General features: G+C 38.9%; 13 protein-coding genes. All 13 read left to right on the top strand.

Translation table 11 applies throughout. The annotated features are described in order from the left end of the window. Positions 1–342 (top strand): hypothetical protein (locus H6G79_RS35260; protein ID WP_191049421.1); only part of this gene is annotated, 342 nt, incomplete at its 5' end. Between the two features lie 136 nt (positions 343–478). Then, positions 479–1,030, top strand: coding sequence for a site-specific integrase (locus H6G79_RS35255; protein WP_190595152.1), 552 nt, complete (start codon positions 479–481; stop codon positions 1,028–1,030). Between the two features lie 302 nt (positions 1,031–1,332). Beyond that, positions 1,333–2,115 carry a hypothetical protein gene (locus H6G79_RS35250; RefSeq protein WP_190595151.1) on the top strand — a complete coding sequence of 261 codons (783 nt, stop codon included), beginning with the start codon at positions 1,333–1,335 and terminating at the stop codon, positions 2,113–2,115. A 28-nt stretch (positions 2,116–2,143) separates the two neighbouring features. After that, positions 2,144–2,275 (top strand): hypothetical protein, encoded by a 132-nt coding sequence (locus H6G79_RS35245; protein ID WP_016864595.1) that lies wholly within the window; start codon positions 2,144–2,146, stop codon positions 2,273–2,275. A 448-nt stretch (positions 2,276–2,723) separates the two neighbouring features. Continuing rightward, positions 2,724–3,944, top strand: coding sequence for an Hsp70 family protein (locus tag H6G79_RS35240; protein WP_190595150.1), 1,221 nt, complete (start codon positions 2,724–2,726; stop codon positions 3,942–3,944). Between the two features lie 68 nt (positions 3,945–4,012). Then, positions 4,013–5,227: a hypothetical protein gene (locus tag H6G79_RS35235; protein ID WP_190595149.1), complete on the top strand. Its 1,215-nt coding sequence runs from the start codon at positions 4,013–4,015 to the stop codon at positions 5,225–5,227. 39 nt (positions 5,228–5,266) lie between these two features. After that, positions 5,267–6,271 carry a TRAFAC clade GTPase domain-containing protein gene (locus tag H6G79_RS35230; protein WP_190595148.1) on the top strand — a complete coding sequence of 335 codons (1,005 nt, stop codon included), beginning with the start codon at positions 5,267–5,269 and terminating at the stop codon, positions 6,269–6,271. A 52-nt stretch (positions 6,272–6,323) separates the two neighbouring features. Then, positions 6,324–7,322, top strand: coding sequence for a hypothetical protein (locus H6G79_RS35225; protein ID WP_190595147.1), 999 nt, complete (start codon positions 6,324–6,326; stop codon positions 7,320–7,322). Next, on the top strand, positions 7,309–8,508 hold the full coding sequence (locus H6G79_RS35220) for a hypothetical protein (RefSeq protein ID WP_190595146.1): 1,200 nt from the start codon (positions 7,309–7,311) through the stop codon (positions 8,506–8,508). Before H6G79_RS35225 ends, H6G79_RS35220 begins: the two co-directional genes overlap by 14 nt. Before the next feature lie 121 nt (positions 8,509–8,629). Beyond that, positions 8,630–9,424 (top strand): C39 family peptidase, encoded by a 795-nt coding sequence (locus H6G79_RS35215; protein ID WP_242048765.1) that lies wholly within the window; start codon positions 8,630–8,632, stop codon positions 9,422–9,424. A 45-nt stretch (positions 9,425–9,469) separates the two neighbouring features. Then, positions 9,470–10,033 carry a hypothetical protein gene (locus H6G79_RS35210; RefSeq protein WP_190595144.1) on the top strand — a complete coding sequence of 188 codons (564 nt, stop codon included), beginning with the start codon at positions 9,470–9,472 and terminating at the stop codon, positions 10,031–10,033. A 25-nt stretch (positions 10,034–10,058) separates the two neighbouring features. Further along, positions 10,059–12,035 carry a dynamin family protein gene (locus tag H6G79_RS35205; RefSeq protein WP_190595143.1) on the top strand — a complete coding sequence of 659 codons (1,977 nt, stop codon included), beginning with the start codon at positions 10,059–10,061 and terminating at the stop codon, positions 12,033–12,035. Then, positions 12,028–13,608: a dynamin family protein gene (locus H6G79_RS35200; protein WP_190595142.1), complete on the top strand. Its 1,581-nt coding sequence runs from the start codon at positions 12,028–12,030 to the stop codon at positions 13,606–13,608. The genes H6G79_RS35205 and H6G79_RS35200 overlap by 8 nt, the downstream gene beginning before the upstream one ends. The last annotated feature ends 320 nt before the right edge of the window (positions 13,609–13,928 follow it).

The following is a 13,928-nucleotide window of genomic DNA, read 5'->3' as shown; positions in this document are numbered from 1 at the left end:
AGTACCTTAACCTGTGTGGGTGCTTCAGGCAGTAACCAACTAGCAAATTCTCTTGGGTATTTTTCAGCTAAAACCTTACAAACATTGTCAAAACTCACAATTTACACCCCGTTTCACCTTTATTTACAGTTGCAAGCACCGTCTACACCATATCTAGACGCTGGTGCAGAGAAAAATGATATCCGTTTTGATAGCAACGATGGATCAACCAGGGGTACAGAAGCGAGTATAGACAACTCAGACCAGCCCCAACATGAGCCAATCCTATTGGTGCAGATCATACCTGGAAGTGGTCATCGCGCTGCAACCATAAGCAGGTTTTATCACTCAACGAAAGAATAAGGGTTGTAGCGGTTGGGAATGATAAGTTTAAATTGATTGCTGGTTGTCGCCTTGGAGTCCCCAACGAAGATACAATACTTTGAGGGATTGATTACACGTTTTCAGCATTTGGTGTAATCCCCAAAAGGCGCGAAAAATGAAGGTAGACGGCAACGGACAAGGCAAAATATTAAGCCAAGACGAACTAAGGCGATTATTCACCGAGGGATTCCTGACCCCACGCGATCGCGCTCTGTTTGGCATCTGCCTGTTTACTGGTTGTCGCGTATCAGAAGCGTTGGCCCTGAAAAAAACTGACATCAAATCAGGAACCATCACTTTCCGAAAATGTACCACGAAAGGTAAGTACAAAACACGGATTGTAGACATTCCACCAACACTCGCAACATTACTGGCTCTTTACCAACCCAAAGGCTCAATGATGTTTCCTGGCAAGCGTGGTGTAACTGAACGCTTGACCCGATTCATGGCAGACAAGATTCTGCGCGATGCCTGCAAGCGGATTGGGGTAGAAGGAGTCAGCACCCATTCGTTTAGGCGAACTGCCCTCACGCAGATGTCCAGCGCGGGAATACCTTTGAGAACTATTCAAGAAATATCTGGTCACAGCGACTTGGGGACGTTGCAGCGTTATCTGGAGGTAACGCCAGAGCAGAAGCGAAAGGCAGTTTCGGTGATTGGGTTCTAAATTATGCACCACAAAAAACGTGTAACTGCTGTCTGGATACTACTAGATATCACGTTGGCAATTACTTAGATAACAGTAAAAATAGTAGTTTACTATATTACTTTTAGAGCGTAGTGTCTAAGCATAACGCTAACTTTCATGTGGTATAGCTAAAAGATGTGGTATAGCTAAAAGGTATATTTCATCAGACGGCATAAACGTGAATGAGTGCTTCAGAGGTCATTCCTCTCTTGCGGCTCTTGTTATATTGTTCTTCAGCATTCTAGCAAGTGAATTTTCACATCAAACTTTGAAAACAAGTAATGAAACTTCTCCAAAACGTCTGGCAGGATATTCGTTCAGGGCAAAACATTGATGCTTATATCACAATTGGAATTGCAATCATAATTGCAGTTTTGGGAATCACTGGTTCCGCCAGTCAAAACATTGTAATGTCCGCAATTCTGGCAGTTTTAGCATTAGTAACAACTGGATTGCTAGTAAGTCGTCAAGAGAACAAAAAACTACAAGATGCTGTATCTCGAATTGAAAAATTAGATCATCTTGCAGATAAGTTTTTTGGTCAAGAGTACGATAGAACTGAGCTAAAAAAGTCTATACGCACTTCCCGGAAAGCTTTTTTCTGGGGTCTTAACTTTACAAGAACTATCCCTCTGCTAAAAGATGATATCGAGTATGGTCTTGAGAATGGGCTAGAAATTAAATTCCTACTTATGAAGCCTGCTAGTCAAGTTGTTGAAATGGCGGCATTTCGTAGCAGAGATTCAAATGTAGATGAATTAAATTCTACTTTGGAGACAAATATATCTAGGTTGCTAACGCTTTCTAAAAAAAATTATTCTGGAAGTCTAGAAGTGAGATGCGTAAACTATTTGCCTTGTTGCACTATTGTTTGCTTTGATCATCACCTTATAAGTGGTCGTATGATTGCAAGATTATTAAATTTTCGTATTCCTAATGAAGCACGTGCAACATTTGAGTTAACCAGGAAAGATGATAATTACTGGTATGGTTTCTTTGTAGAGCAGTTTGAGGCTGTATGGAAAGAGGCAGAACCTGTAAATTTGTCTAACCCGACACCATAACAGTTTTAGGAGGACTGCGTTAACCAGGATGAGCGATGCTGGTATCCCCTTGCGCCACATTCAGGAGATATCAGGGCATCGCACGCTGGCAGCTTTGGAGCGTTATTTGGGGGTGACTGAGAAGCAGAAGCAGAACGCTATCTCTGCTTTGGATTTTTGAATATTTCTGTACGGGGGTAGCCACCGAGATACGGATACCCCGTATGTAAAGAAATATAAAGCTTGTTGGAAAAGATAAATTGCATTTGTGTAGACAAAAAAGCCCACAATGTTAAATGATTTGTCTTTTTAAGTATGCTTAATAAAATGAATGTTATAAAAATTAAAATTGTTTTCAGTATAGAGTATTATAAAAACTTACCTATTAAGGAGATGAATTTTCTCTACTAGCTTGTAAAGTAGCTATTTTTTACATAGCTTGATTCGCCTATAAAGCATTATTTACCATAACCTCAAATTTTATTTTGAGGGAAATAAAATTCCTTAGTCCATCCTCAAAAAATTATGGGACTTCTAAATAAAAAAATATCCCACTGTTCACAGTCAATGGTCAACGGTCATCAGTCAGTAACTTCAAGCGGGATAATTTATTTCTTGGAGTTCTCTATATGCTTTTAGGCATCGATTTTGGTACTTGTAACACCAGTGCTGCACTAGTGCTAAATGGCACAACGAGATTGATAAAAGAACCCTTGAAACATGGCTACTCTTTTCCCTCTAGTGTCTATTTAACTGAAGGAGGAGAGGTACTTGTAGGTCAGGCGGCCGAAAACAATCGTATGCTAGATATCCGTCGGTATCGACGGGAATTTAAACGTGATCTGGGAATAAATGAACCATACCTGATAGGTGAGCGTTCTTTGTTACCTCAGAATTTGGTAGCTGATGTGCTGCGAAAGCTCAAAATCGAAGCTGAGAAAATTGTGACAGCACTAGGACAAAGATCAATTGAAAATGCTGTCATTACTGTTCCTGCTACATATCAACAGTACAAATGCAACTTAATGCAGAAAGCAGCAGAAGCAGCAGGATTTAGGTCTGTGAAGCTTTTGGAAGAACCAGTAGCGGCGGCTATTTACTACACCCATCATAATAAAAACAAATTGCAGGATGGAGAGAAGATACTTGTTTATGACCTTGGTGGTGGAACTTTTGATGCCACCCTAATTAAACAAGAAGCAGCGAGTTACCAAATCCTTTCCACTCCAAAGGGACTAGAAAATTGTGGTGGGACGGACTTTGATCGGCTGATTTACCAAGATATCAAAAACCGTTGTAGTGAAGCTTTACGTCAACAATTGAATAATAAAGATGCATCGCAAGGAAGGGCTACTATATCTAAGTTGTGTATTGATATCAAGCATCAGTTGAGCGAGGCGCAAGAAGCAAGAATTTACATTCCTATAGGAGGAGAAGATTATCAACTGACTCGCGCAGATTTTAATCAGATGATTGCTCCATCTATTGACCAAACTATAGCAGTTTGTGACCAGTTAATAAAAAATGCTGGGATAGATTGGCAAGATATCAATCAAGTTTTATTAGTAGGCGGTAGCTGTCGCATTGTTTATGTGCAAGATGCCATAGAGAAGAAGTTAGGACATCCACCATTATTAATAGATGAACCAGAATTATGTGTTTGTCAGGGAGCAGCTATTTATGGAACTGAGTTAAATACAAAGCCAAAGCCAATTCCAGAAGAGCAAAAAAAACAAACAAAAATAAAACATAATGTAAAAATACCCTCTACTGGAGATCCTTTTGATGCTTTTGGTGAAGAAGCGGTTTTTCAACATAACGATAACGCCAATGTGGATGATTGGTTTTAGTAGAATGATTGCTACCAAATATCTTACTAACTGTCTTAAATTATTCTCTTACAGAGGAGTCAAAATCTATGTCTAAGTGGTCAGCATTAGTCTACAGTCGCACCTATGAAGTAGATTTCCGCTTAATTGCAATGCCTGAAATTTTCACTGAACAAGATAAACAATGGGCATTGAAGCATATTTTGGGAACGACCCGTTCACCGGAAAAATTATCAGAACAGCCACGTTGGTCATTATTCAAAAATGAGCATTACTGCATCATTGGTGTAACTTGCATGGCTAGAGAACTCATCCAAAATTCTCGTAATGCAATTGTGGAAGATATAACCAAAGACTCTGGTAATCGGCCAATTTATGTTTTTGCCGGTTATGTAGCTGAATTAGATGGAGAACATGGTTTACCCCCAATTCCTAAGTATTCAGATAAAGACCTGGAAATTTTCGCTCCTCTCTATGAATATGTGCAGCAGCGATGGTCTGTGAAATCCTATCAACAAGAGAGCAAAGTTCCCTTATTATCTCAATATGAAGAAATAGATTATCTAGCTGCTCAACCACGCACAGATTTTGACAGAGAGTACTTTGCTTTAAACCAAATAGATAGTCAAACAGTTCGCCTGTGGCCAGATGAAAATCGAGAAAATCTCTGGGTTGCGACTGCTCAACAAGTTACTGATTTTCATGCTAAATCTGTCTCACTTTGTCTAGGTTTGGCAACACAAAAAGATGCTGTAGAAAGTCCATTTTTGAATGCTACAGCTTTTGGTATCAGACAGAAAGATGATATTTCTAGAAAAATAGAATCATCTGTTGCACGAGAAGTAATTGCATTACCCCCAAGTACTCCACCTAGAGCAGAATCAATCCCCTCTGACGAATATAAGGATAATGAATATTCTGATGTAGAAGAGAAAGAACTTCCATTTGAGCCAGTAGAAATATTAGGTGCTGTATTAGGTGGGTTGGCTGGGCTAAGAATCGCTCAAATACCAGGTTTATTATTCGGTGGTAGCGTTGTAGGTTTTGTTGTTGGTGCTGGTATTGGATGGGTAGCAGGCGGTTGTGTCAGCAATAAAGGAATTGGCGGAGCAATGGCTAAACAAACCCGTGATTTTATTGGTGGTGTGACTAGTTCAGGAAGTCAAAGAAGGACACGCCGCTCTCGTTCTCGACAAAGAGATAGTGAACAACAAGATATAGATTACGGATTTAGAACCCGTAATGAGGAAAATAATCCACCAGATTCAGAGAAACCGCAAAATGATGATTCCAATTGGTTCTGATATCTTGTAGTGCTTTAAAAAACACTTGAAGGAAAAAATATGAAAATTGTCATGATTGGCAATACTAATGTTGGTAAGACAACATACATGGCATCTCTTTATGGGATTATGCAACAGCAAGTAGAAGGTTTTTCTTTGAAAGCTATCAATACAAATGATCATGCAAGATTGTATGAGTTAGCCCAGGCGATCGCACATGATAATTATCCCTCAGCAACAGATCAAAGAGGGGAATATGACTTTTTTTTACAGCATCAAGGTAAAGACATTTTTGCTTTCCGTTGGGCAGATTATCGTGGTGGAGCAATTAAAGAAAAGCAAACTAGCGAACAAGCAAGTCTTTTGATTAAAGACCTCCGGGAAGCTGATGGCATTATGATGTTTTGTGATTGTGATGCTTTGATGAGAGGAGATATCAGAGCCAATGAAATTCGGAGAATGACCACTTTAGTTACTCAAGCTTTGCGAGATGTAGAAAAACCCATATCTTTGGCAATTATTCTCAGTAAGACGGATAAAATTAGCCAATTTTCAGAAAAACTGATTAGTCCTTTTGAAGGACTCATAGGTGTGATAAATGCTAGTGATTGGGTTATCGGTGCATTTATCCCCATTGCCTGTGGTAAACATTTTATGAATGTACCACTACCACTACTTTTTACACTTTATGCAGCAGTTTATGTACAAGCTTATGTGGCACAAGATTTAGCGCAGAAATCTTATGATCGGGCTATACAATGGCAACAAAAAAGTCAAGGTATAGAAGGATTTTTTAGATGGGTAGGAGACAAATGGAATGGTAATCCCACAGATGAAGAATTAGCTCAACAAGAGTTTGCGGCTTATCTTGAACATTCCCAAAAATTAGAGTTTATTAAAGACCCTGTTTTAGCTCTAGCTAGTTATCTAGAAAATATTCCTTGGATGCAAAACGGTAAAACTCTACTGGATTACGCACAAGCCTGTGGGACACTTAAGTTTTATCATCAGTTTTCAGGAGCAATTAACAGAAAATATCGCGATCCATTTGATTTGTTTTCTTAAAGCAAGTTCGTGTTCATTCAATAATTATTTGTAGTTATTAAAGGAGGAAATTATGAAAATCACAATGCTCGGATACACCAAATCTGGTAAAACCTGCTATATGCTTGGAATGTACTCATTTATGAGTGTTGGGTTGCATGGGTTTACAGTCAGTGCTACAGATTTAGATGTAGACTTAGAATTAACTGACAAGTGGGATGCATTAGTTTGTAGTGAGGGAGAAGAACGTTGGCCGAGAGGAAATGATGCCAATATTTATACATATTCCTTTGATTTCAACTATGCAGCCAAACCAATTATGAGTTTTGATTGGATTGACTATCGAGGTGGTGCTTTACGCGATAAAACATCTCAAGCAGATGTGCAAGATTTATTAAAATATGTGAAAGAATCTGCTTGTTTGTTTTTGTGTATATCTGGAGAATTTCTTACAAAAGAAATTGTTGATGCGGCTGGTAATGTTGATTATGGAGCTAGACAAAAAATTGCTACACAATTAAAAATTCAGCCGATGACTAATATTATCACAGATATTCAAAAGCAGTTAAATCCTACAAATGCCAAGCCTTTTCCTATAGCAATTGTTGTTACTAAATATGACCAGTGTATGAAGCGGGGTAAAGATGCTGTTGTCAGAGATGTTAAGCAGTTATTTGAACCACTTTTTCAGCCTGAGTCTGGTTGGTTAACAATGATATGTCCAGTCAGCCTAGGCAAAGATTTGGCAGACAATCCCAGTAGTGGAGAAATTAACCCAATTAATGTACATCTTCCTGTAGCATTTGCAGTTTATGCCAAGTTGCGAGAAAACGCATTAAATACAAAAGCTTACCAGGATAAAATTCGTGGAGAATTGGAGGTAGATAAGGCGCGTAATTGGTTTGTCAATTGGCTTAATAGTGAGCAAATGAAAAACAAAGAAGCAAAATTAAAAGAAGTAGAGGGAGAATTTCAAATCATTCAGTCCAAAATGGAACGTCTGACGGAAGAATTACAAAAAGTTCCTCTTTTTCTCGGAAATAAGGAGGTAAAAGCTGATGTCTCAGTCTAAATGGGCTGCCATAGTTTATAGTCGCACTTACGAAGTAGATTTTCGCTTGATTGTGATGCCAACAGGCTTCAATAATGAGGATAAGCAATGGGCAGAGAAATATATTTTAGGCACTACACGCTTACCCGAAAAGTTGCGAGAACAGCCACGTTGGTCATTATTTAAAAATGAGCATTACTGTGTTATTGGTGTAACTTGTATGCTCACAGAAATTATGGCTACTTCTGGTGATGAGAATATATCAGAGATGATGTTAGATAACGGAAATCGACCAGTTTATGGTTTTTTCGGTTATGTAACTGAATTAACGAAAGATTCTGATGTGGAAATTCCCGCTATGAATCTTGAGCTTTTTACGCAGCTTTACAAATATGTAGCTGACAAATGGCACGTAAAATCCTTCGAGTCCGCTAGTAAGATACCTGATGAATCTCAGTACGAAGTAGACTTTAAAGCTACAGATATAGCTGTTAGAGAGGTAAACTACTTTGCATTAAATCATTCTGATAAACGGATAAATTTATATCCCAATTCTCATGCTAAGGATTTGTGGTTTGAAGCTTCTCGATGTCGTTACCCCATATCTTTATGTCTTGGGATAGCGCGGGAAAAAGATGCTATAGATGGGACTTTTTTAAATGCGACTGCGTCAGATGTGATAGAGGTTGGCACAAGAGAAAAGCAGAATCAGCCAAGAGTTAGCGCATCTCATCTGGAATCAGAGAAAAGGCATTATCAATCTGAAGATTACCGGAATCAGAGTAATCAAGACGATGATTGGTCAGATTATACAGGTACAGATTGGGGAGAAGAATCTGAAACAGATAAACCATGTAATAGAAATAAAATTGCCGAATTTTTCAATAATCCATTGGATTTTGTTGCAGCAGAAATAAAGGAGTTAGGACAAGAATTGACTTCTAACTCAAATTATTTAGAAAGTCCTTTAGCTAACTCATCAAATCCTGAAGATAGAGAATATTACCAAGACAGAGATGAAGAAATAAAAAATTTCAATGGAGATATCAATCGATATCCAAAGCGATCGCGCTCATCTAAACAACCAGAACCACTAACTGATACCAGTTTTGGATTGGTTGAAAAACCAGATTCAAAAGATAATAAAACACCAACAGACCAGCAGTCTACTGAATCTTCAAATACAGATAATGATTGGTTTAAATAGTAACCTAAAAACCAATATTGTATCAAAAAAAATGCTGGTTACATCCATTAAAACGTGATTCACAGTAGTTATATTTGGAGTAAAATTGATGCATTCTAGAGATTTGTTTCTAGATTCAAATATGTCTGATTTGAATGCTGATACCGATTCTTACCAGCAATTTGATGCAAATTTGGTTGACTTTGATATTCAGGGTATTGATACTGATGGTGACGGACAAGCAGACACTTGGGTAATTCCATCTGATTTTGATGGTGATGATATACCTGATGAAATATTGCCAGTTGAAGATATCAATGGGGATAGTCAATCAGATGATTTTTGCGAATTCCCAAGTGATATAAATGCCGAAATGTGCGGTGTTCCAGAAGATGATATGCAACATTGGCATCAACAAACTTATGATGATACTTGCGCGATCGCTTCCCAGGAATTTATCTTAGACGCAGTTACAGGAGAAGATTTCTCAGAAGATCAACTGCGTCAACAAGCTATTGAAAACGGTTGGTACACTCCTGGTGGTGGTACTCCTCTAGAGCATATGGGCAGCTTACTAGAAGCCAATGGTGTAGATGTAGACAAAAAAGATGGATGCACGCTAGCAGATTTAAGCGACAAACTGCAAGAAGGTGAGAAAGTCATAGTAGCAATAGACGCTGATGAAATCTGGTATCAAGAGGTTGATGAGGATGATTATTTATCGGAATTGGCTGGAATGCCAGGTCAAGGTGTCAATCATGCTGTGCAAGTTATCGGTATTGACAACAGCGATCCAAATAATCCTACGGTAATTCTCAACGACCCAGGCACACCTAATGGTCAAGGACTGAGAGTACCAGCAGATAAATTTATAGATGCTTGGGCTGATAGTAATTCCTACATGATTTCCACTACTGGTAATGTTGTGACTGCATAAAAAATTGGCATTTGTTCGAGAAAATCGACGCATTAAAGGTAATTTATGACAACACCACTACCTCAAAAACCAAGAGAAACTCTCGGTAAAACTGAAGAATTATTGCAATCTATCCGCCAAACTCCTGTATTTCGTCAACTCATACCTTTAGAAGCAGGTATCGGTCTACCGATTCCCCTACGGAAAGAAGGAAAAGTTTATGCAATATTACCCTGTTTTGGCTTTGCTCCTACAGCCCAAAAAGGCCAAACTAAAATCTTTCCTCCTTTCGCCACAATTACTGTGAATTGGGCTAACCAAGTACCTGTGGAATATGTTAACTTGCGCTTTCGCAATCCGGCTCCAGAACTACAATGGCAAGGTGAAATAGGTATTTTCCCTCATCTATCTGTGGCACCAATGACATTAGGCGAATACAAAGAGAAACGCCGCGAATTGCTGGCTATGTATGATGAGATGTTTGAAATGTTAGAGTCTGATACTAGCTTCTCATCTGAGTGGATAAACCGATTTAGTGTATTGTTGCGTACATTACTAGAGCCTTCACTAGAGCCATATTACCGCGTTTTAGGTGCAAAATTCTGCGATCGCTTCCTAGCAAGCCCTTAATTATTAACAAAATACATGATACTTTATGGCTAACTATCAACAACAAAAACAGAAGGTTTTACAGCTTTTTAAACCAACTAAAACCTTAGCTGAAGCCCAAAAAAATATCGAGATTAAGCAAAGCATCGAAGAAGTAGAAAAGCGTCTGATTGAGGAAAAACTATTTGTAGTTGTTTGTGGTGAATTTAAACAAGGGAAATCTAGCCTAATGAATGCCTTGTTAAATGAACCAGAATTGTTTCCAGTAGATGTTGATATTACAACTAATCTAGTTTCCAGCATTACCTATGGTGAAACAGAGAAAATCACTGTAGTTTTAGGCGAATCAGGAAAAGAAAAATATCAGGAAATTCAACGGGCAGAAATTCCTAATTATGTAACGGAACAACATAATAAAGGCAATACCCGCCAAGCTAAAATGTTGGTTTTGCAATCTCCTAATTCCCAACTAAAAGAAGGTTTGGTGTTGGTGGATACTCCTGGTGTCGGGAGTCTCAATGTAGAACATACGGCTGTTACCTATGCTTTTATTCCTAATGCAGATGCTATTATTTTTGTTAGTGATGCACTAGCACCTTTATCTGCTAAAGAATTAGAGTTTATAACTGAAAGAATTGTTCCTTATTGTCAAAATTTAATTTTTGTAGTCACAAAGATAGATTCAGTAGCAAACTACGAAAATATTATCGCTAGCAATCGAGAAAAACTGGCTCAAGTACTCAAACTTCCCGACAGTGAAATTTCGATTATTCCTGTTTCCAGTCGCCTGAAATTGGATTACCTGAAATTTCAAGAAGCAGAAGATTTAGAAGATAGTAACTTTCAGGAATTAGAAAATGAACTGTGGGGTTTAATCAGTCAAGAACGCGGGAAAATTTTACTGTTAAGGGCATTAACTGAATTGGGACGAGCAGTAAATGAGATTAAAACACCAATTCAAGTTGAGTGGGAAACATATCAACAGCAAAGCAAGCAGGAATTAGAAGAATCTGAACGCCAACTTCAAGCGACAAAAGAACGACTAGCAGCACTACAAGAAAATAACGCTGATTGGTTGACTCAACTGAATTATGGACTGCAAGATATCCGCAAACAAATGATTCATCAGTTTGATGTCGGCTTTGATAAAGTACACAATAAAGCTAATGAATATCTAGACAATAATAAACTTTTAAAGAATCCCACAACAATTGCAAGTTTGCTTGAGGGAGATATTAATGGATTAATGTCTAATTTAGGAAAATTTCTGAGTCAACAAACCGCAGAACTATATACAAACATCGAGTCTGCTAGTAGACTCAATCTTAACCCATTAGAGATAGATGATTTAGAATGGGACAAAACAGATATTACTTTCCAAAAGGGGAAAACCAAACGAACTGGATTGTTTGAAAAATCTGTAGTTATATTTCGCAATATTGGGTTTACAGCGACTCCTGGAGCAACCATTGGTTATTGGGTTGGAGGAATTGCCGGTGCTGCTATTGGGGCTTTATTTGGCGGTATTGGAGCTGGCCCTGGAGCGACTATAGGTCAAGCTCTTGGAGTTTCTTTAGCAGGATTAGCAGGGGCAAAATTAGGATTTGATCAGTCTGTATCGCAAATTAAAGATAAAGACAAACACGAGGTTTCTAAATTTATCTTTCCTTATCTGAAACAGAGCCAAATGCTCTGTAGAAAAGTGCTGGATGATGCTATCACGGATTTAGAACAGTCGATGCGGGAAGAATTACGAAAGCAGATTAAGCGAGAAAAAAATAATTGCGATCGCACTCTCCGCGCACTACAAGAAGCTCGTCAACGTTCTCAAACCCAGGTTCAACAACGTACTCAGGAACTGCAAGTTATATTACCCCAAATCAATCAATTGCAAAAGAATATTCAGCAATTAGCTCAAGCTACAATCACGATGGGTGCAGTGTCAGATACTAAAGAAAAAACTGAGGTAGTACGACCAGTAACTACGGTAGGCACAGAAAACGGAAGTTGGGCAGATGATTGAGGGAACTCTGCAATCAAGGGTAGATGAATTGTTTAAATCTGCCCTTTCTGAAACTATTGATCAACCAGGATTAGAGCATTTTCACCGCTTGTTGCAACGATGTCAGCAGCAATTAGATCAACCAATGCGGGTGGCGATAGTTGGTCTGATTAAGGCGGGTAAATCTACAATGATGAATGCCTTATTGGGTGAGGCAGTAGTCGCAACAGGTAATGTGGAAGCTACTTTTAACGTCAACTTTTTACGGTATGGCGATCGCCCATCTCTGCTAGTACACTTTAAGAATGGTCGCTCACCCGAACCCAAATCATTTGCAGAACTAGCAACTTTAACTCTCCGAGCCGACTCTCATCGCAATTATCTTTTGAGCGTTAAGTATATAGAGGTTATCTACCCAAACAAAATCTTGGAAAGTTTCAGCTTGATTGATACTCCTGGCTTGTCATCCTATTATGAGGATGACTCCAAAAATACTCATCAGTTCTTGCAATTACACGGTCAAGAACTCACTGAGATTACCCAGTCAGAAGCTCAAGGTGCTGATGCGGTGCTGTACTTATTTAGTCATAGTCTAGCTACCGAAGATAAGCAAACCGTAGAGATGTTCCAAGGATCAGCGGTCGGTCAGGCGACACCTATTAATGCCATTGGTGTACTTACCAAAGTCGATAGTTACTGGTCTGATCCCAATGCTTCTGAACCTATGGAGGCGGGAAATCGGATCTGTCAACGGTTATCATCTCACCCGCAAATACGAAACATACTTTATACGATTTATCCTACCTGTGGGCTTTTAGCTTTTGGGGCGCAAACCCTTACCAAGGATGAGTGGCAAATTCTGACTCGGCTGGCTCAATCGCTTCCAGAAGAGCGAATGTATAAGCTGATCAAAGATGTCGGACGCTTTTGCGATCGCGAATATTCAAACGAGGTATCTATCCCACCAATTCAACAACGTCAACAATTATATAACCGTCTAGGACAATACGGCATTTGGCTTGCCTATACTCTAATTCGTTCTGGTGTCAACAATCAAGCACAACTCACTGATAAACTACTCAAACACAGTGGTGTTCCCCAATTGCGTGACCTTATACTCTCCCATTTTGGTCATAGATCCTACTTAATCAAACTCGGTAAAGTCTTGCAGGAAATCAAAGTGGCTAGTTTTCGATACCAGCAAAATCTCCCAGTTAGACAACAACAAATAGTCAAAAGTATTGCTGGTTTATTTGAAGAATTAGAAGCCCAAGAGCATGGTTTTAGTGAGTTGCGAGTTCTGCGTAATTATTATGATAAAAAATTAGACTTTGATGAAAATGAGATAACGCAAATGTTAGAAGTTACAGGAGAAGGTGGCACTTCTTGCGGCGAAAGGTTGGGATTAGGTAAACTTGCCACTATTGAACAAATGCTCTCTGTAGCAAAAGCGAGAATGCACTATTGGCAAGAAAGGGCCTCTGACTATTTGACAAGCGATACCACATCAACTAATGCTGCTGGAGTGTTGACCCGTTCTTACGAACGCATTTTCTATCGTCTCCAGATGGCAAAAGAATATCTCAATTTCTAAGGTTAAAGAGTAAATTATCGGTTTTTTAGCGATTTTTCTGCTTACTGGATGCCGCAGTTGTGATTTTACCCCCTGCGTGACCAAATTTTGAACCATAACGTGACCAAAAGTTAACGTAATTTCAAGCTTTTGAGCCAATCAATAACTTGGCCTAGATATAGCGAAGCTGTCACCAGGGGCAAGATAGACTGAAAACTCTTACTCTATGGGGCGTGAGTAGCAACGGAACAGAAAACCGGGATAAGAAAAAAATCTTGAAAAATCAGCCAATCAGCCATGTATATACATGATAGAGTAAGACATCATGTATAACTTAGGAC

This window comes from Anabaena sp. FACHB-83 (assembly GCF_014697485.1).
In the GTDB taxonomy this organism is placed as follows: Bacteria; Cyanobacteriota; Cyanobacteriia; order Cyanobacteriales; family Nostocaceae; genus Nostoc_B.
This window is presented reverse-complemented; position numbering and strand designations above follow the sequence as displayed.

Coding starts and splice junctions, on each gene's coding strand:
- H6G79_RS35210 (WP_190595144.1), top strand. CDS start 9,470: ATGACAACACCACTACCTCAAAAACCAAGAGAAACTCTCGGTAAAACT.
- H6G79_RS35245 (WP_016864595.1), top strand. CDS start 2,144: ATGAGCGATGCTGGTATCCCCTTGCGCCACATTCAGGAGATATCAGGG.
- H6G79_RS35215 (WP_242048765.1), top strand. CDS start 8,630: ATGTCTGATTTGAATGCTGATACCGATTCTTACCAGCAATTTGATGCA.
- H6G79_RS35230 (WP_190595148.1), top strand. CDS start 5,267: ATGAAAATTGTCATGATTGGCAATACTAATGTTGGTAAGACAACATAC.
- H6G79_RS35200 (WP_190595142.1), top strand. CDS start 12,028: ATGATTGAGGGAACTCTGCAATCAAGGGTAGATGAATTGTTTAAATCT.
- H6G79_RS35220 (WP_190595146.1), top strand. CDS start 7,309: ATGTCTCAGTCTAAATGGGCTGCCATAGTTTATAGTCGCACTTACGAA.
- H6G79_RS35205 (WP_190595143.1), top strand. CDS start 10,059: ATGGCTAACTATCAACAACAAAAACAGAAGGTTTTACAGCTTTTTAAA.
- H6G79_RS35250 (WP_190595151.1), top strand. CDS start 1,333: ATGAAACTTCTCCAAAACGTCTGGCAGGATATTCGTTCAGGGCAAAAC.
- H6G79_RS35225 (WP_190595147.1), top strand. CDS start 6,324: ATGAAAATCACAATGCTCGGATACACCAAATCTGGTAAAACCTGCTAT.
- H6G79_RS35235 (WP_190595149.1), top strand. CDS start 4,013: ATGTCTAAGTGGTCAGCATTAGTCTACAGTCGCACCTATGAAGTAGAT.
- H6G79_RS35240 (WP_190595150.1), top strand. CDS start 2,724: ATGCTTTTAGGCATCGATTTTGGTACTTGTAACACCAGTGCTGCACTA.
- H6G79_RS35255 (WP_190595152.1), top strand. CDS start 479: ATGAAGGTAGACGGCAACGGACAAGGCAAAATATTAAGCCAAGACGAA.